Raw genomic sequence first — 23,077 nt, 5'->3', positions numbered from 1 at the left:
CCGCCGTCGAGGATGCGCACTTCGTAAGAAACCTGCTGCGGCCTGCCGCTTTCGTTTTTCACTTCAGAGGCAGTATGAATGGTCGCCGAGCGGCCTTTGATATTAAAGTTATCGGCATACACATACACGCCCGTAGTGCCCAGGTTGGAATAAAGCGGCAGGGTCTGGTACACTTTAGGGGCTATATGCAGGTACACGTTTTTGTTGATGCCGCCGTAGTTGGCGTTGAAGTTCCGGTCTTCCCACTGGTACTTGCTGTTGGAGGCTTTTTCGCGGTAGTCCCAGTTGTTGTCGATACGGGCGGAGAGTACGTTCTCGCCATCAAAATTCACGGCGTCCGTAACGTCGAAGCCAAAGGCGGTGACGCCATTTTCGTGCAGGCCTATACGTTTTCCATTAAGGTAAAATTCGCCGGCCTGGCGGATGCCTTCGAACTCCAAAAATACTTTATGTCCGCGGGCAGTGGCGGGCAGCCTGAAGTGTTTGCGGTACCAGGAGATGGAGTCGGACAGTTCGGCAATGTCTTTTTTAAAGGCTTCGTCCTCGTTCCAGGCCCAGGGCAGGGTGACGGACTTCCAGGAGGCGTCGGCAAAGGCGGGCGCTTCGGCTCCCTGGGCATCGCCTACCTGCACCTTCCAGCCGCCGTTGAAGTTGTATTTGGCGCGCTGGGCGGAAGCGTCCGCCAGCGACAGCAGCAGGAGGGCAGAGAGATAATATCGAAATTTCATGACAAACAATGGTTTATTAAGAGTGAACGGGCAAAAGGCGATGGGCAATAAGCAATAGGCAATGAGCAACCTTATGGTACACCAACAACTACTGTCCCTTGAGGATTGCCCATTGCTTTTTGTCTATTGCTTATTGCCCATCGCTTATTGTCTATTGCTTATTTTCCTGCCAGGCTGCGGCGGATGCCCAGCTCCAGGCCGCGGAGTTCGGCCAGTCCGCGCAGGCGGCCGATGGCCGAGTAGCCGGGGTTGGTTTTCTTTTTCAGGTCGTCGAGCATCTTATGGCCATGGTCGGGGCGGAAGGGCAGGCGCAGGTCCTTGCGGCCGGCGGCGCGGCGCTTCTCCTGTTCCTGCACCAGGGCTTTCATCACAGCATACATGTCCACGTCGCCATCCAGGTGGTCGGCCTCGTGGAAGTTGCCTTCCTCGTCGCGGCGGGTGCTGCGCAGGTGCACGAAGTGGATGCGGTGGCCCAGGCGTTCCACCATGCCGGCCAGGTCGTTGTCGGCGCGCACGCCAAACGAACCGGTGCAGTAGGTGAGGCCGTTATTGGGGCTGGGGACGGCAGCGAAGAGGTCCTCCACATCCTTTTCGGTGCTCAGCACGCGGGGCAGGCCCAGGATGGCATAAGGCGGATCGTCGGGGTGGATGCACAGCAGCACGCCTGCCTGTTCGGCGGCCGGTACCACCTGGCTCAAAAAGTAAAACAGGTTTTCTTTCAGTTCCTTGGGGCCGATGCCGTCATAGGCGGCCAGCACTTTCAGAAACTCTTCCAGGGTATAGCCTTCTTCGGCTCCCGGCAGGCCGGCGATGATGGTTTTGACCAGCAGTTTGCGGCCGTCTTCCGACAAGCCTTCGTAGTAGGCTTTGGCCTTCTGCTGCTGGGCCTCGGAAAAGTCCTTTTCGGCGCCGGGGCGCTTGAGGATGAACAGCTCGAAGGCGGCAAAAGCGGCGGCTTCAAAGCGCAGGGCGGTGGAGCCGTCGGGCATTTGGTAGTCGAGGTCGGTGCGGGTCCAGTCGAGCACGGGCATGAAGTTGTAGCACACGATGTCGATGCCGCAGGCGCCCAGGTTCAGCAGGGTCTGCTTGTAGTTCTCGATGTATTGCTCGTAGTTGCCGGTGCGCTTCTTGATGTCTTCGTGCACGGGCACGCTTTCCACTACCGACCAGGTAAGGCCCACGGCCTCCACTTCGGCTTTGCGTTTCAGGATTTCTTCGGTGGTCCATACCGTTCCGTTGGGAACGTGGTGCAGGGCGGTAACGATGCCGGTAGCGCCGGCCTGTTTGATATCCCACAGCGATACGGGATCCTTGGGGCCGTACCAGCGCCAGGTTTGTTCTAAGCTCATTCTTCTTTTTAAGTTTACGCGTTTACAAGTTCACGAGTTTACGAGTTAAAGTTCCAGAGTTCCAAAATTCCAGCGTTAGGAGTTCAGCGGTTCTCTGGTATACATACCCGGTTGTCGTGATCAAATTTTTATTCCGGGGATCAAGTTAAGGACAGTTGCCCCATACCTAATTCCCAATTAACAAATTAACCAATTCCTCCTTCCGTTAGACGCCACTGAAAGCCGAAAAGCCGCCGTCAATAGGAACCACCACGCCGGTGACGAAGGCGGAGGCGTCGGAGCAGAGCCACAGCAGGGTGCCGGTGAGGTCGTCGGGGGTGCCGAAGCGGCCCATGGGGGTGTGCTCGATGATGGTGTTGCCGCGGTCGGTGAGGGAGCCGTCGGTGTGGGTGAGCAGGGTGCGGTTCTGCTCGGTCAGGAAAAAGCCGGGGGCCAGGGCGTTGACGCGGATGCCGACCTTGGAGAAATGCACCGCCAGCCACTGGGTGAAGTTGGAGATGGCCGCCTTGGCACCGCTGTAAGCGGGGATCTTGGTCAGGGGCGTAAAGGCGTTCATCGAAGAAATGTTGATGATGCTGCAGCCGCTGCGGCCGACCATGTCGCGGGCAAAAACCTGGGTGGGCAGGAGGCTGCCGATGAAGTTCAGGTCAAAGACGAACTTGATGCCCTCGGGATCGAGGTCGAAAAAGGTTTTCAGGTCCTTGCCGTCCAGCAGGTCTTCGGCATGGAGGTGGGGTTTGGAAGTGGTGCCCTTGGGGTGGTTGCCGCCGGCGCCGTTGATGAGGATGTCGCAGGGACCCAACTGCTGCAGCACCTGCTGGTGGGCCGCCCGGATGCTGTCGATTTCCAGCACGTTGCAGGCCAGGCCGATGGCTTTGCCGCCGGCAGTGGTCACCTCGTCGGCCACCTTCTGTGCCAGCTCTTCCTTCAGGTCGAGTATGGCCACGTTTGCGCCCTGTGCGGCCAGGGAAAGGGCCAGGGTGCGGCACAGCACGCCGCCGCCGCCGGTCACCACCGCAGTTTTTCCAGCTAAAGTTGAAAACATATCTTTTGGAGTTTAAAGTATTCGGTTGTACGAAATCGGGGTAGGGGACCGCCCCGGGCTTTTATAGGAAATTGCCGGTCAAAGATGAGCAGAAATGCCCGGCTTCCACGATAGTTTTTCTACTTTATTTACGAAATCGATGTAGTTCCATTTTCGTACTTTTGAGTAACTTTCGTTTACTTTGCGAAAAGTTTTCGCATGGCTAAAGTCAGTTTAAAAGAAGTCGCCAACCGGCTGGGCGTTTCGGTCTCCACCGTATCCAAAGCAATGCGGGACAGCTACGAGATCGGCGAGGAAACGAAGCGCAAAGTGCTGGAGACCGCCGAAGAAATGGGCTACCGCGCCAGCCCCTACGCCTCCTACCTGCGCCAGCAGAAAAGCCGCACCATCGCCATCATCGTGCCGGAGCTCACCAACAACTTTTTCATCCAGGCCATCAGCGGCGCCGAAACCACCGTGCTGGCCCAGGACTACCATGCCCTCTATTACGTGACCCACGAGGACTTCCAGCTCGAAGAGCGCATCCTCAAACACCTGCACGACGGCCGCGTGGACGGCGTGATCATGTCGCTGGCCGCCACCACCAGGAGCTACGACCATATCAGCGAACTGATCCGCTGCAACATCCCCGTGGTGTTTTTCGACCGCATCTGCCACGAGATCGAAACCGCCAAGATCACCACCGACGATTTCGCCAGCAGCTTCAACGCCACCGAGCACCTGATCCAGAACGGCTGCCGCGACATCGCCTACCTGTCGCTGTCCGAAAACCTCTCCATCGACAACAAGCGGAAGCAGGGCTACCTGGAAGCTTTACACAAATACGACATCCCCGTCAACGAGGCCCGCATCGTCAAGTGCAACGGCGATGAAAAAGTGAACTACCGGAAAGTCAAGCAACTCCTTAACAGCAGCAACCCACCCGAAGGCATCTTCGCCTCGGTGGAAAAGCTGGCGCTGGTGACCTACCAGGTGTGCCACGACCTGGACATCCAGATCCCCGACAGCGTGAAGGTGATCTGCTTTTCGAACCTGCCCACCGCTCCCTTGCTCTGCCCGCCGCTGACGACCATCTCGCAGCCCGCCTTCGAAATGGGCAAACAGGCCGCCACCATCCTGCTGAAGCACCTGGATAAAAAACGGGTGTCCATCCCCAACGAAAACATTACCATCAAGTCGGTGCTGGTCGAGCGAGGCTCCACCCGCAAATAATTCACCGGGCCATAAAAAGCGGCGCTTCGGTTTGTCAAAATAAAAAAAGCCTCACTTGAACCGTAACGGTTCCCGGTGAGGCCTGCATTAACAAAAGATAAAAACTACATCGTTATTTAGTTACCGTCAGGCTTAACCGAAGCCGTCGTGACGCTGAGGGGCCAGTAAAAGGAGGCGTAGGCGTCGGGACGTGCAGGGTCGAATTCCGGCACATCGGGTTTGATCGCTTTCGCCAGGCCGATGCCGCTGTCGCGGATGCCTTTGACGATCAGTTTGGCTACTTCATAGGCGCCGAAGGGGCGGAAGTGCGTATTATCGGCAATTTCTTTTGTTTGACCGGGATAGGTGTTGGCCGGGAAGTGGGCGAAGGCTTTGAGGGATTCTTCGGGTCCCCAGGCTTCGTACATGATCTTGCTGGTGGCGTTCAGGTCAATCAGGGCCACGCCTTTTTCCCGGGCCGTCTGCCGCACGGCGGCAGGGTAGTCGCCCAGGGTTTCCTCGATCTGGCCGGCCTCGTTGAAGCGGCGGCGCTGCACGGAGGTCACCAGCACGGGGATGCCGCCCTTCTTTTTTACTTCGTCGATAAAGAATTCCAGGTTCTTCTTATAGGTGGTGAAGGCGCCCACGCCTTCGCCTTTTTGTTTCTGGTCGTTATGGCCGAATTCCACGAAGGCATAGTCGCCGGGTTTCATCAGGCTCAGCACCTTTTCGAAGCGGCGGGCGGCGATAAAAGAGCTCAGGGTTTCGCCCGACTCGGCATAGTTGCCCACGGCCACCTTGCCCGGCTGGAAAAAGAAGGGGATCATTTGCCCCCAGGCGGAATAAGGCTCATTCGACCCGTCCACCACGGTGGAATTGCCGGCCAGGAATACGTTCACCACGTCCTTCTGCTCGGGGGTGATCTCGATGGCGTTGACCTTGGGGGCGGCGCCGTTGAATTCCAGGGTCAGCTTATCGTCCCAGTGCCGGTATGCGCGTTCGCGCTCTTTGAGGCGCACGTTGCGGCCCGCGCCGCGGATGACGCTGTCGCGGATGTGCAGGGTGAATTCCACCGTCCGGTGCTCTCCTTTTTCGGTTTGCACGCGGTTGACCATCATGCGGCGGCACTCGGCCCGGATGGCCGCATCGGCAGTGCCCGCGTCATCGCCCAGCGTCACCTTCACGTGGTAGTTGCCTTCGGGCACTTTCACGGAAAAGTAAAAAGGTTGGTCGGAGGTCACATAGCCGTCGGTACGGGCGTCCTTGCCGTTGGAGGTGGCGGCAAGGACCTGTGCGCCCCCTTCGAAGCCATAGCCTTTGGCGGGGCTGTAGGCGGTTTGGGGCAGTACTTTGAAAAAGCCTTTGGGGGCCTTGCCGGGACCGAAGTCGAATTGAAGACCGTTGACGGGGGCGGGCGTTGCCGCTTCCCTTTGCGCCGTGCAGCTGCTGAAGCACAAAGCCGCCAGCGGCAGAAAGAGCCTGTTTCTCATGCTGGGTAGTTATTTAGGAGTCTGCTTTTTTTTCTTTTTTGCGTGGCCTTTGCCGGCTTTGCCCCCGGCCTGGAGCCCTTTGAGGGCGGCGGCATAGCGTTTTCCCAGTTCGCGGGCCGAGGGGGTGTCGAAATGCAGGCGGTCGCCCTTGTCGGTCAGGCCGCGGGCCGAAACGACGGCGGTTTGCGGCACCTGCTGCGGCAGTTGGTTGACAACCGGGTTGATGTAATTGTCTTTATTGAAATAACCGATCTCGCCGGCTACGAAGGGCAGGTCGGGCAGGCCCAGGTCGGTGCGGAGGCGCCGGACCAGGGTTTTTAAGTTATCGAGATAAAGGGCGGAGCGGCCGCGGGTATTGTCCGACTCGCCCTGGTGCCAGAGGATGCCTTGGAGCACGCCCTGTTGCATCGCCAGCCGGGCGCGGCGGAGGGCGTCGTCGTAGGGGTGCCATACCTGTAAATAAACCGAGTCGGGCTGCCACACGCGGATGGGCGAGCCGCCCAGGGCGCAGGGGACCAGGCCGATGCGGGTGTGTTTGTCGTTGCCCAGCATTTCTTGGGCAAAGCTGATGGCCGGGCCCACGCCGGCGGAGCCGGGTTTGTCAAAATGCACCGGGTCGGTGGCGGGTACCCAGTGGTTTTCCTTATCGAGCATGAGGAGCTGGGGGTGCGGCCTTTTGCTTTCCGAATCGGGGCGGCCCCGGCCGGCCATGTTCGACTGCCCGATCAGCAGGTATACATGAAAGTTAGGGTCGGGTTGTTGCTGTTGCGCCCCGCCTATTAGGGAAGCGAACAACAGGCACAGGCTGAAAAAGGTTTTCATCTGGTTCAATTTTTTGAAAGCGTTCTTCCGGCGGCGGAAAAAAATGCCCCTGTGGACACAGCGGGCCTCATTGCTAACATTGCTAAAATCGTTCGGGGCGGGCGGCCGCTGACAGTAATTCAGTATCGGTAATTATAGGAAATACGAAAAGGGGCGGGAGCAGGGAGCGGCCGGGAAGCAGGGCATTTCCCTTCTTCATACGGCAATTCCTGACCAGCACCGTAAAAGTAGTGGATGCCCCGGATGCATTATCCTGCACCATCCCGAAATCGCCCTGCAGGTATCGGTCAGGACGGTTCAGGACAGCTCGGTCTTTAATGGCCATTACTTTTATTGCTCTCATTTAAACTATTGCTTGTTATATGCTAAAGAATTCCCCTTGGCGGAACCTATGCATGGTTTCCCTGTTTTCAATTGGCAGCTACATCAGCCATGCCCAAACCCCCGAAGTTCGCGGAAAGATTACCGATGCCAACGGTCAGCCCATGGCAGGCGTCACCATCCAGGTGAAAGGCTCCAAGGTGCAAACCATGACCCGGCCCGACGGTACCTACGTCATCACTGCGGTTCCCGGCAGCAAACTTGTCATCACCTCCGTTGGCTATGCCCCCCAGGAGGTGGATGTGACCAACAGCAACAACATCGCCGTTTCGCTGAAAGCCGCCACCAGCAGCATGGACGAAGTAGTGGTGGTGGGCTATGGCACGCAAAAGAAAAAGAACATCACCGGCGCCCTGGCTACCTATAATGCCGAAAACCTCGACGAGCGCCCCGTGGCCCGCGTGGACCAGGCCCTGGTAGGGCAGATGGCCGGCGTGCAGGTGAAGACCACCAGCGGCAACCCCTCCAAAGGCCTCAGCATCCAGGTACGCGGTACCGGTTCCATCACCGCCGGCAACGAGCCCCTCTATGTGATCGATGGTTTCCCGCTGGCCACGGCGGCCGCCAACGGTGCGGGCAACTACGCCACCGGCAACCCCCTGGACAACATCAACCCCAACGACATTGAATCCATCCAGGTGCTCAAAGACGCCTCCGCCGCGGCCATTTACGGCTCCCGGGCCTCCAACGGCGTGGTGCTGATCACCACCAAAAAAGGCAAAAGCGGCAAAGCCAAGATCAGCCTGAATACCTTTGCCGGCTTTACCGAAGCCACCCGCAAGCTGGACATGCTGTCCGGTGAGGAGTGGATGGATCGGGCCACCGAAATGATCAACGCCAAGTACGTGGCCGACTACGGCAAGTACGGCGCCAAGGCCTCCGACTCTTACGAGCAGCGCCGCCAGCTGCTCAACAACCCGCCCGCCGGCTCGGGCCTGACCCCCGCCAACCTGGCCGTGGGTGCCTACAATACGGCCTATATGCTGGACGAGCGCTGGGCCCAGCCTGGTCATCCCGGCCTGCGCATCATCGACTGGCAAAAGGAAACCTTCCGCAAGGGCCTGGTGCAAAACCACCAGGTGTCGGTCAGCGGGGGCAACGACGCGGTAAAATACTATGTGTCCGGCAACTACAACAGCCAGCAGGGCATGATCAAAGGCATGGACTACCAGTCCTTTTCCGCCCGCGCCAACGTGGAAGTGAACGCCACCAAAAACCTGAAGGTGGGCATCAACCTTACCCCCACGTATTCCATCATGAACGACCCGGGGGTGGAAGGCAAGGACAATATCCTGCACCAGATCCTCAGCGCCACCCCGGTACAGGAAGATACCATGGGCCTGTACATGAACACCTTCAACAACGGCCAGTACAAGTGGAGTGTTTCCACCAACAGCCCGGTGGCCAAGCTGGAAAACATTATCGGCCAAACCAAGCGTTTCCGTACCCTGACCTCGCTGTTTGCCGAATATAAGATCCTCAAAAGCCTGACGTTCAAAACCACGGCCAACATCGATAATACCGACAACACCGGCAAGTCGTATACGCCTTACTACGTTGCCGGCGCCCTGAGCGCCCGCCAGTCGCTGACCAACCCTTACCAGCCGGCTTCGGGCTCGTTCAACGGCTACAACAAGAAAACCTTCGTGAACGAAAACCTGTTTACCTACAACCAGGTGTTCAACGACATTCACGACCTCTCCGTACTGGCCGGCCAGTCGTACAACGTGGACAAGCTGGACCGCTCCACCCTGTCGTCCAACGGCGGCTTCAACGGCAACTATATTTCCACGCTGAACTATGCCGCGGGCATTACCGGCAACACCACCGAAACCAAGAACGTGCTGGTGTCTTATTTCGGACGGGTGCAGTACAGCCTGGACAACAAGTACCTGTTCTCGGCCAGCCTCCGCCGCGACGGCTCGTCGCGCTTTGGCCAGAACACCAAGTGGGGTGTCTTCCCCTCGGCTTCGGTAGGCTGGCGGGTTTCCGAGGAAGCCTTCCTGAAAAACATTCCCGTCATCAGCGACCTGAAGCTGCGGGCCAGCTGGGGTGAGGCCGGTAACTACAACATCGGCGACTACAACTCGTATTCCACCCTGGGCTTTTTCAACTATACCTTCAACAGCGCCGCCGCCGCCGGCCAAAGCCCCAACGTGCTGGTCAACCCCGACATCCGCTGGGAACGGTCCAAGACCTATGATGCCGGCCTGGACATCGGCTTTTTGAAGAACCGCTTTACCGCTTCTTTTGATTACTACAATAAGCTCAACACTGACCTGCTGATGAACATACCGGTGGCCGCTATAACCGGCTTCCAGACCATGCTCAGCAACGCGGGCAGCGTGCGCAACAAGGGCTGGGAACTGGAACTGACCAGCCGCAACCTCACCGGCAGAAAAGTGCAGTGGACCACCACGGCCAACCTCAGCCATAACCGCAACGAGGTGGTGGCCCTGGCCGGCGGCCAGAAGCAGCTGATCCTGCCTTCGGCCTACGGCGCCAACGCCCAGCACGCCATCCTGCGGGTGGGAGAGGCCATGAACAGCATTTACGTCATCCGCCAGGTCGGCATCCTGTCCCAGGACGATATCGCCAAAGGCGCCGCCCTGTACAACGGTACCACCCAAACGGTGGGCGATCCGAAGTACCTGGACGTGAACAATGATGGCGTGATCGACTTCAACGACCGGGTGATCGTGGGCCATCCCAACCCCGACTATGTTTGGGGCGTGACCAACAGCGTGAAATTCAAAGGTTTTGACCTGAGCGTGCTGGTGCAGGGACAAACGGGCGGCGCCATCTACTCGCTGCTGGGCCGTGCCCTGGGCCGTACCGGACAGGGTGCTTCCGATAACCCCCTGGGCTTCTTCCGCGACCGCTGGCGCTCTGCCGACAACCCGGGCGCCGGAACGGTGGGTAAAGCCTATTCCACCTTCGGCCAGATTGCCAATACCGACTGGCTCTATTCGTCGAACTATGTACGGGTGCGCAACATCAGCCTCGGCTACGACCTGGGCCGCGTGCTCCACAGCAAAGCCTTTTCGGGTGCCCGCATCTATGCCACCGCTGAAAACTACTTCGGTTTTGATAAGTACAAAGGCGGCCTGAACCCCGAAGCCACCAATACCGATGTCAGCGGCAGCTCGCTTTATCCCGAAGCCGGCGACTATGGCGGCCTTCCCCTGCCCAAAACCCTTATTCTCGGTGTGAACTTCAATTTCTAATTCCTCGCTCCCTCATCAGTAATCCACATGAAAAAAGTATTTCTTCCCTTTATAGCGGCTGCCCTGCTGGTTTCCTCCTGCAAAAAGGAACTGGAGCAACAGCCCATCTCCAACGCTATTACCGAAACCTTTTATTCCACGCCTTTCGACTTCCTGCAGGCCACCAGCGCCGTGTACAACGGCCTGCGTACCTATCCCGACCGGTTGATGAACCTGTCGGAAACCCGCTCGGATAATTTATACGCCGTATCGGACGGGGGCGTGCGCGAATGGGAAGGTGTCAACAGCTTTCAAAAGTCCATTTCGGGCAACTCCTATGTCACCGAAGCCTGGCAGTCGAATTTCAACGCCATTTTCAAAGCCAACATCCTGCTGGAGCAACTGAAAGCCAACGGCGCCAAGGTGATCACCGACGCCGTGCTGCGCACCCGCCTGGAGGCGGAGGCGAAGTTCCTGAGAGCCTTTTATTATTTCGACCTGGTACGCTGGTTCGGCAAGGTGCCGGTGGTGACCCAGCCGGTGAATGCTACCGAAGCGCTGACCTATGAACGCAAACCTGTAGCCGAAGTATACGAGCTGATCCTGTCCGACCTGAATTTTGCCGCCGCCAACCTTCCCGGACCGGAAGGGTATGCGACCGCCGACAAAGGCCGCGTCACCAAATGGGGCGCCAAGGGCATCCTGGCCCTCGTGCACATGACCCGTTCGGGCCCTACCTACGGCATCGAAGGGCCGGGCCTGGGCGTGAACGAATGGGGCAACGCCCTGACCCTGCTGAACGAAGTGATCGGCAGCGGCAAGTATGCGACCCAGGGCAAGTACAGCGATATTTTTTCCTATACCAACGAGCACAACAGTGAAGTGGTGTTCGACGTGGAATACGTCACGGGCCTGAACCCCGTGGTGGGCGCCACCTTCCCCTGGGTGCTGGTTCCCGACACCTATTTCCAGTCGGTCAGCAAGCCCACACAGGGCGGCCTTACCATTCGGCCGGTTTCCAACGACCTGCTCAATTCCTATGCCGCCAATGATCAGCGCAAGGCTTTTTCCATCCAGACCGGGTATACGAATATGGGGGTGACCGAGTCGAACTCTTTCTTTAAAAAATACGTGGACATTACCAAGACGCCGGCCAACCGGCTGGACTGGCCCATCAACTTTATCGCCCTGCGGTATACCGACGTGCTGATGCTGAAAGCCGAGTGCATCCTGAAAGGCGCCCCCGGCACCCAGTCGGAGGTAGACAACATCGTGAACCAGGTGCGCTCCCGCGCCGGCCTGACCGGCACGCTCACCGGTGTGACCCTGCCCCAGCTGATGGAAGAACGACGGAAGGAATTTGCCGCCGAGGGCTTGCGCTGGCACGACCTGGTGCGCAGCGGCCTGGTGGAAACCGTGATGCCCGCCTGGATCGCCAAAGAGGATGTACAGAAGAAAATGCAGCCTTTTAACAAGAACTACATTATCTACCCGGTTCCCCAGGCCGAATTGGATATCGTAGGACAACTGTACCAGCAGAACCAGGGATATTGATCCGTAGTTGTGACTTAGGGTAAATTGTATCTAGTTGCGCTCATATTTGTTTGCCGCAAACCCTCATTTGTTCCTTTCATCATGAACCGCAGAGACTTTATCACCCAGCTTTCGATACTTTCAGCAGGAGCCTGTATGCCCTTTGGGGCGGCAGGCTTCCCGCTTTTTGCCCACGACGAATCGCCTTTTGCCAAAAAGCTGAAGCCCGTGGGCCGGGTGCTGGAGCTGGAAGGCTATTACGTCTGGTGCGTCAGTCCCATTGAAGGCCCCGACGGGAAGATCCACCTGTTCTTTTCGCGCTGGGATGCCAAAAAGGGGATGGGCGGCTGGATCAGGGGCAGCGAGATCGCCCATGCCGTGGCCGACCGGCCCGAAGGCCCCTACGAGGTGGTGGGCACCGTGCTGGCGCCCCGCGAAGGCTTTTTCGACGCCACCACCTGCCACAACCCCCTGATCAAAAAGGTGGACGACCGATACTGCCTGTTTTACATGGGCAATTCCAACGGCAAGACCAACACCAAGCGGATCGGCCTGGCCACCGCCGACTCGCTCTACGGACCCTGGAAGCGGCCCGATGCGCCCCTGCTGGAGGCCGGCCCCGAAGGCGCCTGGGACGACCACTGCACCACCAACCCGGCTTTTCTGAAGCATCCCAACGGCCAGTACTGGCTGTACTACAAATCGTGGAACACGAAGGATTACGAGACCGGCACCGGCGCCATCCGCGGCAACCGGAAATATGGCCTGGCAGTCTCCGACCGGCTGGAAGGTCCGTATAAAAAGTATGAAGGCAACCCCGTGATCGACTTCTCCGGAAAAGGCCAGAACCGCCAGTTCGAGGACGCCTTTGTCTGGCGGCAGGACGGGCGCTTCAAAATGATCGCCCGCGACATGGGCGTGTACAACCACGAGGTGGGCCTGCTCATGGAGTCGAAGGACGGCCTGCACTGGAAGGAGCCGAAGATCGCTTATTACGGCGCCGCCCGGTACCTCCAGCAGCCCCCGGCCCCGCCGCACCTGAAGAAGTACGGGCGCTTCGAGCGGCCCCAGCTGTTGCTCCGCAACGGCAAGCCCGCCTACATGTTCACCACCTCCCAGGGAGGCAAGTATATGACTTCCTCTCCCTTCGTATTTAAAATAGGGTAGGGGTTAGCGTTAGGTAAACAATATTATATAGCTATCATAAGCCTGGTGACAACCCGTGAAGCTGTCATGCCGAACACAGTGAGGCATCCCCTCGAAAACGAAGGGATGCTTCTATTCGCAGGAGGGGTTTCCTGTATCTGAAAAAGGCTTTTCGTGTCCCGGGGGGATGCCTCACTGCGTTCGGCATGACAGCTTCACGGGTTGTCACCAGCTTTATCATTGCCGTTTCCCGTTTCTATTATTCCTGATTTCTGTGGAAGCCTAAGCAGAGGAAAAAGTGTTAAAGAAATCATAACCAAATTGCTGCGCAAATTCATTTTTGTCGTATTTTTCATTCCCCTAACTGCCCGACCAAGCGCTAACGATTACGTATAGGTTCTCTATATAAGCAGGATTCTCCAATCAACTTGACATATGATAAAAACAACACTTGCTCATGTGCACGGCATAGGTATGCTCTGCCTATTACTGCTGTTCTCCGGGTTTGCCTTTGCACAGGTAAACGTATCGGGAAAAGTCACCGATGAAAGTAACAAACCGCTGGATGGTGTCACCGTCCAGATAGAAGGCGCGGCCACCGCCACCCGCACCGGTGCCGACGGCTCCTACCAGATCCGCGTGCCCTCGGCCACGTCGGTCCTGCAGTTCTCCTCCGTCGGCTTTATCAGTAAAAAAGTGAATGTCGAAAACCGTTCGCAAATAGACGTTACCCTGGCCGCTTCGGATGCTTCCATGCAAACGGTGGTAGTGGTAGGTTACGGCACCCGCAAGAAAAGCGACGTTACCGGCGCGGTGGCGTCCATCTCGGGCGAAAAAATGCGCTCGGTGCCCACCGCCAACCTGACCCAGGCCCTGCAGGGACGGATCGCCGGCGTGGATGTGACCCCCACCGGCTTCCGCCCGGGTACGGGCTCCTCCATCCGCGTGCGGGGCAACCGTTCGCTCAGCGCCAGCAACGAGCCGCTCTACGTGGTGGACGGCTTCCCGGTAAGCTATACCATCGACGACATGAACCCGGCCGACATCGAGTCGGTGGACGTGCTGAAGGATGCCTCCGCCACCGCCATCTACGGTGTACGCGGCGCCAACGGCGTCATCCAGATCACCACGCGCAAAGGCAGGGCCGGCAAAATCGGGGTGAACTACCAGGGCTTCCAGTCCGTGGAGGAGCTCCTGCGCCCGGCGCCCGTATTTAATGGACAGGAGCTGGCCGATGCCTGGCGGCAGGCCTTCTTTGCCGACAAAAGCTATACCCGCACCCGGGGCGTAGCCACCGCCGCCAACCCGCTCTATTATTTCCCTTCGGCCCTGGCCGACCTGGGCCTGTTTAAAGAACGCTTCGGCAGCACCGCCCAATGGAATGCCATCAAGGATGCCTACACCTGGAGGGTGTATGACCCCACCAATAACATCTACATCGCCCAGAAACGGGCAACGACGGCGGAGGAAAGGGCCCTGCTGCAAAACCTGGGCGTGACCTCGCAACTGGACAGCATCGACCTGTACGACCCCTCGAAAATCAAATCCTATGACTGGGCGAACAACGTAGGCCTGCGCCGCGGCGCCACCACCAGCCACAGCATCTCCGTGACCGCCGGCGCCGAAAAATTCAAAACCGCCTTCAACGCCGGTTACTTCAAGCAAAAGGGCATCGAATACGGACAGGACTATACCCGCTATACCACCGGCACCTCGGCGGAATTCCGGCCCAACAAGGTCCTGACCTTCGGTGCTACCGTCAACTTTATCCACAGCATTACCAACACCAGCACCTCCTCTTACGGCAACTCCCTGGGCATGATCCCCTTCGTGGAGCCGTATGATGCCGCCGGCAACTATATCCTGTTCCCCAACGCCGACGCCCAGATCATCAACGCGGTGAACGACCGCAATACCGTTCTGGACAATACGCTGGCCAACCGCGTATTCGGCAACCTGTCCGGCGAGATCAGCCTGTTCAAGGGACTGAAGTACCGCACCATGTTCGGCCTGGACATCCGCAATTCCACCCGCGGCACCTTCAACGGCGCCGAGTCGTCCATTCGCCTGGGCAGCCCGGCCAATGCTTCGCAAACCGTGGCCAAAGCCACCTCCTGGGTGTACGACAACATCCTGACCTACAATACCAGCTTCGGCTCCGACCACTTCCTGAACGTTACCCTGCTGCAGGAGCTGCAAAGCCTGAACCGGGCGGATACCCTGACGGTTTCGGCCAACAACCTCATCTTCGAATCGCAGAAATGGTACTCCCTGCAGCGCAACACCGATGCGGTGGTGACGGGCACCGGCACCTACCAGGCTGCGCAGTACATGTCGTACATGGGCCGCGTGGAGTACGGTTTTAAGAACAAATACCTGCTGACGGTAAGCAACCGCTACGATAACTCCTCGGTCCTGTCGAAAGGCAACCAGGGCGCCTGGTTCCCTGCCGGCTCCGTAGCCTGGCAGATCGACAAGGAAGGCTTCTTCGGCAACCAGCGGATCTTCAACATGGCCCGCCTGCGCATGGGCATCGGCCGCGTAGGGAACGCCTCCATCGCGCCCTACCAGACCGGCGGACCTTTGGGCTTTACCAACTACAACTGGGGCAACGGCGCTGCCGCCATCGGCACGGCCCTCACCACCTTCAAAACGCCCGACCTGACCTGGGAGAAAACCACCACCACCAACGCAGGACTCGAATTCGGCCTGTTCAAGGGCAGGATCTCCGGCTCGGTGGATGTATATAAGTCCAACACGACGGACCAGCTGCAGCGCAAGTCCATCCCCACGGCCAACGGCGTAGGCTACCTCTATTTCAACCTGGGCAAGGTGCAGAACAAGGGCATCGAGGTGTCCCTGAACACCCAGAATATCAGCCGCGAGGATTTCCGCTGGTCCACCGACCTGGTCTTTACCCGCAACAAGGAAAAGATCGTGGACATCAACGGCACCGGCAACAGCGACTACGCCAACCTCTGGATCCTGGGCGAGCCCCTGCAGGTATACTGGGGCTACAAGGACGAAGGCATCTTCCAGTACAGCGACACCGCCGGCAAAGGCGCCCTGGCAGGCTACTACTGGTTAAAGTCCGGCAACAAGGGCAATGTCAACTACCAGCCGGGCCGCATCCGGGTGGCCGATACCAATGGCGATACCACCATGAGCCCCGCGGACAGGGTAGTGCTGGGCGCCCACACCCCCGACTATACCCTCAGCGTGGGCAACACCATCGGCTACAAGAATTTCGAGCTGAACTTCCTGGTGTACTTCCGCGTAGGCGGGCTGTACCGCCTGCCCCGCCCGGGCCTGGTGGGCCGCTACCAGTCCAGCAAGGTCAATTACTGGACCCCTACCAATCCGAGCAACGACTACCAGCAGCCCACGCAAACCAGCGACATCCCCTTCGGCTGGGAAGCGCTCACCTACACCAAGGCCACCTATGCCAAGGTGCGCAACATCACCCTCACGTACCGCGTGCCCAAAAGCCTCACGCAACGGGCGCACCTGAACACCATGGGTATTTACATCAGCGCCGTGAACCCCCTGCTGTTCCACCGCCAGTCGGACTACGATCCCGAAACGGTGCCGTACCGCGAGTTCCCCGGTTCCACCACCAGCCAGACCGGCCCGACCTCCTACAGCTACAAGAGCTATGTGCTGGGTGTAAAGCTGGACTTATAATCTTGATTTTGTTTTTCTCAAAAAAAATTGCTGCACATGAAGTTGTCTATTCAAAATATGATCTGGACGGGGGTAGCCGCTTGTTCGCTCTCCCTTTCCGTTGCCTCCTGTAAAAAGTTTATCGAAGAAAAGCCGGTGACCACGCTGACCGAGGAATATTATCAAACCGATGCCGGCCTGGAAGACCTGGTCAAATCGGCCTATGCGCCCCTGCAATGGAAGTTTATGGGCGAGCAGGCGTATGCGCTCTATAATTTCGGTACGGACGAATTCCGCGAAGGCGACCAGTTCAACAACGTCCGCTACAACGACTACGACGCCAACCTCAACTCGAACGACGCCTTTGTCAACGAGCTGTGGACAAACAATTACGCGGGCATCCGCCGGTGCAACCAGGGCCTCGAGCTGATCCCGGCTTATGATAATCCCAACTCCAAGCTGCTGGCTACGCAGGCACAGAAAGACCTGCGCATCGCGGAGCTGAAGGCCCTGCGGGCGTTCTATTATTTCCAGCTGGTGCAGCAGTTCGGCGGCGTGCCGCTGGTGACCACCGTGCCCACCGAGCCGCGGTACGAATTTCCCCGCGCTTCCGTGGCCCAGGTGTACGACCTGATCATCTCCGATTTTAAAAGCGCGGGTCCCCTGCTTCCCTGGCGCCAGAGCGGCGGCAACCTGGGCCGGGCTTCCCGGGCCATGGCTTACCATTTCCTGGCAAAGGCCTACCTGACCCGCGGCAGTGCCGTTGCGGACCAGCGGGGCAAGAAGGCCACCGACATGGACAGCGTCATCGTCTTTGCCGATTCGGTCATTAAGAACAGCGGCCATGCCCTGGAAGGGGATTACGGCAACCTGTTCAATGCGGCCTATCCCGATGGCAAGATCGCGCCCCTGGGCGAGAACGGCACGCCGCCCACCGGCAGCAAGGCCCGCATCGACGCCAACAATGCCAGCAACGAGATCGTCTTTGCCGCCCAGTTCAGCTCCAACCTGGCGCTGGCAGGCCTGAACAACACCACGCACCTGTATTATCCCTCGCAGTACGATGCCGGTATCCCGGGCATGACGCGGGATTTCTATAACGGCAGGCCCTTCCGCCGGCTGCGTCCGACCGATTATACCCTGGACATCTTTGACAAGATCAATGATTCGCGCTTTTTCAAATCGTTCCAGACGGTGTATTACCGCAACGTGGCGGTAACGGCCAATGAAACCTTTCCGAAGTTCACCGCGGCCGATGCGCCCAACCCTAGCCTGGTGGGCAAGCCGCGGGTAATGCTCGGCGATACCGCGGCCCTCTTTATCGTGAACCCCGCCAACCGGCCCCTGCTGACCTCCGACATCACCAAAATGCGGTATTACGCGGTCTTTGCCCGGAACAAGCAGGCTACCGCCGGCGGCGCCGTCACCACCGATTTCTCGCCCAACAAGTACCTGGCCCTGTGGAAGTTTGCCGACCCCATCCGCCTGACCACTACCAACAACGAGGCCCGCGGCATCCGTAACGGCACGCTGGCCCGCCTGGCGGAAACCTACCTGATGCTGGCCGAGGCCTATGGCCGCAAGGGTGATTATACCAATGCGCTGACCTATGTCAACATGCTGCGTACCCGGGCCGCTTACAAAGCAGGGGAGGCCCGCAGCCCGCAGATCTGGAAATACCTGGGCGGTCCCAATAACCTGGACAATACCGAAGTGGCCAACCAGGCCACCGCGGCCCTGTTCACCACCGGTGCGGCCAGCGAGCTGTACCCGGCCAGCGCCTCCACCACCGAAAGCCGCTTCATTCACTTTATCCTGAACGAGCGGACCCGGGAGCTGTGCGGAGAACTGTACCGCTGGGAAGACCTGGTGCGTACGGAAACTCTGTACGAGCGGACGAAGCAGTTCAATGCCGACATCAGCCCGGCGTTCGCGCCCTTCCACAAGCTGCGGCCGATCCCCCTGCTGCAGATGCTGTCGCAAACCGTCAACGGCAAAGCCATGACGGCCGAGGATATGAAGGCCTACCAGAACCAGGGGTATTAGCCTCCCCCCCGAGCCTCACCCCCGTTCCCTCTCCACATGGAGAGGGGACGGGGGTGAGGTTTATCATTTCTTTTACAACTAATCCCGATTATATTTGTGGCGAATTCATGAAAAGGTTTTTGGTCATATTGCTCCTGATGGTGTATGGGCTGTCCTCTACCGGGGCCACCGTGCACCTGCACTATTGCTGCGGCAAGCTCGACAAGATTGAGTTCGCGGCGCCCAAGGAGAAAAAGTGCGGCAAGCATGCCAAACCCATGAAGAACTGCTGCGACGACCAGCAGCTGGACCTGAAGGTGAAAGCCGACCAGAAGGTGGCCCATATGGCCGCCTTCGAAGCCAAAACCTTCGCCGCTGAAAAACCTTCCTATCCGGGCTTCGCCCTGACCCGTCCCAGCGAAGGCAAGCACCTGGTGCCCACCACCTTTGCGCCGCCGCCGCTGCCCCCTTATCCGCTGTTCATCCTGAACTGCGTTTACCGCATTTGATTGTTACCGTTTCTTCCTTTCATCAAGGTGAAAGGAGCGGAGCGTTCTATGCTCCTGTGTACGCCTGTACATTTTTCTTCGGTAACAATCAATTACAATTTACATGAAACATATTCTTAGCCTGTGCCTGGCGCTGGTGGTTTCCCTTTTCCTGGCCACCGTGAAGGCCCAGCAACCCGCTGTCAACGACAGCACCGTCTCCTTTAAAGTATTTGGTAACTGCGAAATGTGTAAGGACCGCATTGAAAAAGCGGCCAAAATCAAAGGCGTGAAAAGCGCCTCCTGGGACGCGGACACCCGGATGCTGTCCCTGCTGTTCCAGCCTTCGGTGGCCTCCCTGGCCAAAGTGCATGCCCGCGTTGCGGCTGCCGGCCACGATACCGAGCTTGAAAAAGCCAAAGACGCTACCTATAAAAATCTTCCCGGCTGCTGCCAGTACCGCGAAACGGAAGCAGCTCCCGCCCATGACCATACTCCTGAACAGGCCCCGGCGCCGGCGGCCGCCGGCACGCCCGCCTACCACATTAAAGGGGTGGTGCTGGAAGAAAACAACAAGGGAACCTTTCGCCCGCTGGAGGGCGCCAGCGTGGTTTGGCTGGGCTCCGGTAAGGGTACTTCCTCCGACAAGGATGGCGTTTTCCAGATAGCACACGAAGGCGGCGATGGACGGCTGGTCATCAGCTTTGCCGGCTTCCGCCCGGATACGGTGGAGGTGGCCGACCGCCACGAGCTGAAGGTGATCCTGGCCTCGGGAAAGGTGCTGCAGGAGGTAAAGGTGCTGAGCAAACAGGCCACCGCCTACCTGAACGCCTACAGTCCCTTCCATACCGCCGTCATGAGCCAGAAGGAGCTGTTTAAGGCGGCCTGCTGCAACCTCAGCGAAAGTTTTGAGACCAACCCTTCGGTGGATGTCTCGTACAGCGATGCCGTTACCGGCTCGAAGCAGATCCAGTTGCTGGGCCTTTCGGGCATTTATACCCAGCTGACGGTGGAAAACCTGCCCGGCCCCCGGGGCCTCGCCACCGCCCAGGGCCTCAACTCCATTGCCGGCCCTTGGGTGGAATCCATCCAGCTGACCAAGGGGGTCGGCTCGGTGGTGAACGGTTATGAAAGCATTGCCGGCCAGATCAACGTGGAGCTGAAAAAGCCCGCCACCGCCGAACAACTGCACGTGAACGGTTATGCCAACAGCATGGGCAAGGCCGACCTGAACCTGGTCTCCACCCACCACCTGGGTGCCAAATGGGCCACTACCTTTTTGCTGCACGATGCGTACCTGAAAATGAAGCCCGACTTCAACAACGACGGTTTTCTGGACCTGCCCACGGGCAACCTGTTCAGCGGCAGCAACCGCTGGCAGTATGCCGGCACCAACGGCCTGACCTCGCAGTTCGGCTTCAAAGTGCTGCTCGATAACAAGGTGGGCGGCATGATGGACTTCAATCCGGATCAGCACCGGCTGTCGGACCACCACTACGGCCTGGGCTTCGACACCCGCCGGTACGAGGGTTTTGGAAAGATCGGCTACGTGTTCCCCCGGAAAAAATACAAAAGCATCGGCCTGCAGCTCTCGGCCTTCGATCACAACCAGGAATCCTATTTCGGCCAAACGGTCTATAATGCCCAACAGCAGAACTTTTATTCCAACCTGATTTACCAATCGATCATCGGCACCGACGCCCACAAGTTCAAGACCGGCCTGAGCTTCGTGTACGACCGCTACAACGAGGCGCTGAGCGCTACGGACTACCGCCGTACCGAAGTGGTGCCGGGCGCCTTTTTCGAATACACCTATAGTCCCGTTCAAAAGCTGACCCTGGTGGCCGGCCTGCGCGGCGACCACAACAGCCTGTTTGGCTTTTTCGCCACCCCGCGGCTGAACCTGCGCTACCAGTTCCTGGAAAACACCACCCTGCGGGTGGGCATGGGCCGGGGTCAGCGGACCGCCAACATCTTTGCCGAGAACAGCGGCGTGCTGGTGAGCGCCCGCCGGGTAAATATCCTGCCTTCGGGCATGGATAAGGCTTATGGCCTGAATCCCGAAGTGTCTTGGAATAAAGGCATTAGTATCGATCAGCGCTTCAAGCTGCTGGGCCGCAATGCGACTCTCGTCCTGGATTATTACCGCAACGATTTTTCCGACCAGGTGGTGGTGGACCTCGAAGACCCCCGCCAGGTGAAATTCTACAACCTGGAGGGAAAGTCGTATTCCAACAGCTTCCAGGCCGAGCTGAACGCCACGCCCCTGGAGCACTTCGACGTGCGGCTGGCCTACCGCCTGTTTGACGTGAAGACCACCTACAGCGGCGAGCTGCTGCAGAAGGCGCTGACCGCCCGCAACCGGGCCTTTGCCAACCTGGCCTACGACCTGAAGGGCTGGAAGTTCGACTATACTATAAACTACATCGGCCCCAAGCGGATCCCATCCACGGCCGCCAATCCCGAAGCTTATCGCATGGTGTCCCAGTCTCCTTCCTATGTGCTGATGAATGCGCAGGTGAGCAAAACCCTGGGCAAGCAAAAGCGGTTTGACGCCTACATCGGCGGGGAGAACCTGACCAATTACCTGCAAAAGAACTCCATCATCGCGGCCGGCGATCCCTTCGGTCCCTATTTCGACGCCTCGCTGGTCTGGGGGCCCGTTGCCGGCCGCCAGGTGTATGCGGGTTTCCGGTATACGCTGAAGTAGGAATTGGTTAATTGGTTAATTGGGAATTGGACATGGAGCATTCTGTCAGGTCTTGTTAATGCCCACTCCAGGTGGCCCCTCCCAATTAACCAATTAACCAATTCCTCACCGGGGTGGTACCTTTAAAGGAAAAATGGAAAACCGAGGGCTGTTATTCATTCCCGATATCAGTGGCTTTACCCGGTTTGTGACCGAAGCGGAGATCGAGCACAGCCGCCTCGTCATCCAGGAGTTGCTGGAGGTGCTGATGAATGCCAACGACCTGGGCCTGGAAGTGTCGGAGGTGGAAGGGGACGCCATCCTGTTTTACCGCTTCGGCGCCGAACCCTCCCTGCAGGAACTATACCGGCAGGTGGAGAAAATGTTTATCGCCTTTCACCGCAGCCTCGTGGCCTATGAGCGCCGCAAATACTGTCAGTGCGCCGCCTGCAGGGCCGCCGTCGACCTGACCCTGAAGGTTATTTGCCATTACGGCGAGTTCACCGGCTACAGCGTCCGGCAGTTCCATAAGCTGATCGGCAAGGACGTGATCGTCGCCCACCAGCTCCTCAAAAACGATATCGAGCAGCACGAATACTGGCTGGTCACCGACAGCCTGCTGCACGACCCGCCCCCGGCCTTCGCCCGCTGGATGCAGTGGAACAGCAGCAGTAGGCAAACCGAAAGCGGCGAGATCCCCTTCCGGTACACCCAGCTGGGCCCGCTCAAAGACGAGCTTCCGCCCGAGCCGCTGCCCCAGACCGACCTGGACCAAAAAGCAAAAGTGCTGACGCTGAGCCGCGAGTACGATACGGACCTGATCACCCTGTTCCATGCCACGGGCGACTTCCGCTACCGCCACCGCTGGGTGGAAGGGGTGCAGCGGGTGGAGGAGGTGGAGCACCTGCTGCCACGGGTGGGCATGCGCTGCCGCTATATCCTGGCCGACGGGGAAGTGGGGTATTATTCCAGCAGCTACGCCTACCAGCCCGACCGGATCGCCTTCTGCGAAACGGACGACCGCAATCAAAACGTGCTCTGCTTTACCTTGGAACAGGGTGGCCCCGCCCGGTCCAAGCTGACCGTGGAAGTATACCATCCCAAAAACGCCCTGCGGCAGTTCCTGTTCCGGCTGGTGGGGCAAACAAAGGCTGAAGCCTCCTGGCGCCGGTCGCTGGAGCGCCTGGCCGCCCTGCTGCCGGAGGTCCTGTAAGTTCCTAAGGGCCAACGTCAGAACTTTTTTCTTGCTGCGGGCGGTAAATAGAAGCCCGCAGGGCTTCACTGTGAATAGCCCCGGGTGAAACCCGGGGTCAGCAGTAGT

The 23,077-nt window shown here is 58.6% G+C and carries 14 protein-coding genes; 9 read left to right on the top strand and 5 right to left on the bottom strand.

Translation table 11 applies throughout. From position 1 onward, the window contains the following. The 3 genes from V9K67_RS14345 to V9K67_RS14335 form a co-directional block, all read right to left on the bottom strand. Window positions 1–728 (bottom strand): glycosyl hydrolase 2 galactose-binding domain-containing protein (locus V9K67_RS14345; protein WP_336723568.1); only part of this gene is annotated, 728 nt, incomplete at its 3' end. Between the two features lie 158 nt (window positions 729–886). Further along, window positions 887–2,077 (bottom strand): mannonate dehydratase, encoded by a 1,191-nt coding sequence (gene uxuA, locus V9K67_RS14340; protein ID WP_336723567.1) that lies wholly within the window; start codon window positions 2,075–2,077, stop codon window positions 887–889. Between the two features lie 205 nt (window positions 2,078–2,282). After that, window positions 2,283–3,122 (bottom strand): SDR family oxidoreductase, encoded by an 840-nt coding sequence (locus V9K67_RS14335; protein WP_336723566.1) that lies wholly within the window; start codon window positions 3,120–3,122, stop codon window positions 2,283–2,285. Window positions 3,123–3,320: 198 nt separating this feature from the next. Here V9K67_RS14335 and V9K67_RS14330 point away from each other — a divergent pair, with 198 nt between their 5' ends. Then, window positions 3,321–4,334 carry a LacI family DNA-binding transcriptional regulator gene (locus V9K67_RS14330; RefSeq protein ID WP_336723565.1) on the top strand — a complete coding sequence of 338 codons (1,014 nt, stop codon included), beginning with the start codon at window positions 3,321–3,323 and terminating at the stop codon, window positions 4,332–4,334. 116 nt (window positions 4,335–4,450) lie between these two features. Here the strand turns inward: V9K67_RS14330 and V9K67_RS14325 are convergent, their stop codons facing one another. Together V9K67_RS14325 and V9K67_RS14320 are read right to left on the bottom strand one after the other, a co-directional pair. Further along, complete coding sequence (locus V9K67_RS14325) at window positions 4,451–5,803, bottom strand: rhamnogalacturonan acetylesterase (RefSeq protein ID WP_336723564.1); 1,353 nt, start codon at window positions 5,801–5,803, stop codon at window positions 4,451–4,453. A 9-nt stretch (window positions 5,804–5,812) separates the two neighbouring features. Then, complete coding sequence (locus V9K67_RS14320) at window positions 5,813–6,625, bottom strand: sialate O-acetylesterase (RefSeq protein ID WP_336723563.1); 813 nt, start codon at window positions 6,623–6,625, stop codon at window positions 5,813–5,815. 362 nt (window positions 6,626–6,987) lie between these two features. Here V9K67_RS14320 and V9K67_RS14315 point away from each other — a divergent pair, with 362 nt between their 5' ends. The 8 genes from V9K67_RS14315 to V9K67_RS14280 all read left to right on the top strand — a co-directional run bounded on the left by V9K67_RS14315 (window position 6,988) and on the right by V9K67_RS14280 (window position 22,969). Further along, entirely contained in the window at window positions 6,988–10,233 is a 3,246-nt protein-coding gene (locus V9K67_RS14315; RefSeq protein ID WP_336723562.1) for a SusC/RagA family TonB-linked outer membrane protein, read from the top strand. Between the two features lie 27 nt (window positions 10,234–10,260). Further along, window positions 10,261–11,766 carry a RagB/SusD family nutrient uptake outer membrane protein gene (locus V9K67_RS14310; RefSeq protein WP_336723561.1) on the top strand — a complete coding sequence of 502 codons (1,506 nt, stop codon included), beginning with the start codon at window positions 10,261–10,263 and terminating at the stop codon, window positions 11,764–11,766. Window positions 11,767–11,847: 81 nt separating this feature from the next. After that, on the top strand, window positions 11,848–12,912 hold the full coding sequence (locus V9K67_RS14305) for a glycoside hydrolase family protein (RefSeq protein ID WP_336723560.1): 1,065 nt from the start codon (window positions 11,848–11,850) through the stop codon (window positions 12,910–12,912). A 414-nt stretch (window positions 12,913–13,326) separates the two neighbouring features. Beyond that, window positions 13,327–16,575: a SusC/RagA family TonB-linked outer membrane protein gene (locus tag V9K67_RS14300; protein ID WP_336723559.1), complete on the top strand. Its 3,249-nt coding sequence runs from the start codon at window positions 13,327–13,329 to the stop codon at window positions 16,573–16,575. Window positions 16,576–16,611: 36 nt separating this feature from the next. Then, window positions 16,612–18,600: a RagB/SusD family nutrient uptake outer membrane protein gene (locus V9K67_RS14295; protein ID WP_336723558.1), complete on the top strand. Its 1,989-nt coding sequence runs from the start codon at window positions 16,612–16,614 to the stop codon at window positions 18,598–18,600. 107 nt (window positions 18,601–18,707) lie between these two features. After that, complete coding sequence (locus V9K67_RS14290) at window positions 18,708–19,088, top strand: HYC_CC_PP family protein (protein ID WP_336723556.1); 381 nt, start codon at window positions 18,708–18,710, stop codon at window positions 19,086–19,088. A gap of 103 nt (window positions 19,089–19,191) precedes the next feature. Then, on the top strand, window positions 19,192–21,777 hold the full coding sequence (locus tag V9K67_RS14285) for a TonB-dependent receptor domain-containing protein (RefSeq protein ID WP_336723555.1): 2,586 nt from the start codon (window positions 19,192–19,194) through the stop codon (window positions 21,775–21,777). A gap of 133 nt (window positions 21,778–21,910) precedes the next feature. After that, complete coding sequence (locus V9K67_RS14280) at window positions 21,911–22,969, top strand: DUF2652 domain-containing protein (protein ID WP_336723553.1); 1,059 nt, start codon at window positions 21,911–21,913, stop codon at window positions 22,967–22,969. Window positions 22,970–23,077: the final 108 nt, after the last annotated feature.

It is taken from the genome of Huijunlia imazamoxiresistens (genome assembly GCF_037132455.1).
Classification (GTDB): domain Bacteria; phylum Bacteroidota; class Bacteroidia; order Chitinophagales; family Chitinophagaceae; genus Flavisolibacter; species Flavisolibacter imazamoxiresistens.
Note: the sequence above shows the minus strand (reverse complement) of the source record. Positions and strands in the feature narration are given on the sequence as shown.

Bases quoted from the DNA above. Each gene is read 5' to 3' on its own strand.
- V9K67_RS14315 (WP_336723562.1), top strand. From the start codon at position 6,988: ATGCTAAAGAATTCCCCTTGGCGGAACCTATGCATGGTTTCCCTGTTT.
- V9K67_RS14325 (WP_336723564.1), bottom strand. From the start codon at position 5,803: ATGAGAAACAGGCTCTTTCTGCCGCTGGCGGCTTTGTGCTTCAGCAGC.
- V9K67_RS14280 (WP_336723553.1), top strand. From the start codon at position 21,911: ATGGAAAACCGAGGGCTGTTATTCATTCCCGATATCAGTGGCTTTACC.
- V9K67_RS14300 (WP_336723559.1), top strand. From the start codon at position 13,327: ATGATAAAAACAACACTTGCTCATGTGCACGGCATAGGTATGCTCTGC.
- V9K67_RS14320 (WP_336723563.1), bottom strand. From the start codon at position 6,625: ATGAAAACCTTTTTCAGCCTGTGCCTGTTGTTCGCTTCCCTAATAGGC.
- V9K67_RS14290 (WP_336723556.1), top strand. From the start codon at position 18,708: ATGAAAAGGTTTTTGGTCATATTGCTCCTGATGGTGTATGGGCTGTCC.
- V9K67_RS14305 (WP_336723560.1), top strand. From the start codon at position 11,848: ATGAACCGCAGAGACTTTATCACCCAGCTTTCGATACTTTCAGCAGGA.
- V9K67_RS14310 (WP_336723561.1), top strand. From the start codon at position 10,261: ATGAAAAAAGTATTTCTTCCCTTTATAGCGGCTGCCCTGCTGGTTTCC.
- V9K67_RS14285 (WP_336723555.1), top strand. From the start codon at position 19,192: ATGAAACATATTCTTAGCCTGTGCCTGGCGCTGGTGGTTTCCCTTTTC.
- V9K67_RS14295 (WP_336723558.1), top strand. From the start codon at position 16,612: ATGAAGTTGTCTATTCAAAATATGATCTGGACGGGGGTAGCCGCTTGT.
- uxuA (WP_336723567.1), bottom strand. From the start codon at position 2,077: ATGAGCTTAGAACAAACCTGGCGCTGGTACGGCCCCAAGGATCCCGTA.
- V9K67_RS14335 (WP_336723566.1), bottom strand. From the start codon at position 3,122: ATGTTTTCAACTTTAGCTGGAAAAACTGCGGTGGTGACCGGCGGCGGC.
- V9K67_RS14330 (WP_336723565.1), top strand. From the start codon at position 3,321: ATGGCTAAAGTCAGTTTAAAAGAAGTCGCCAACCGGCTGGGCGTTTCG.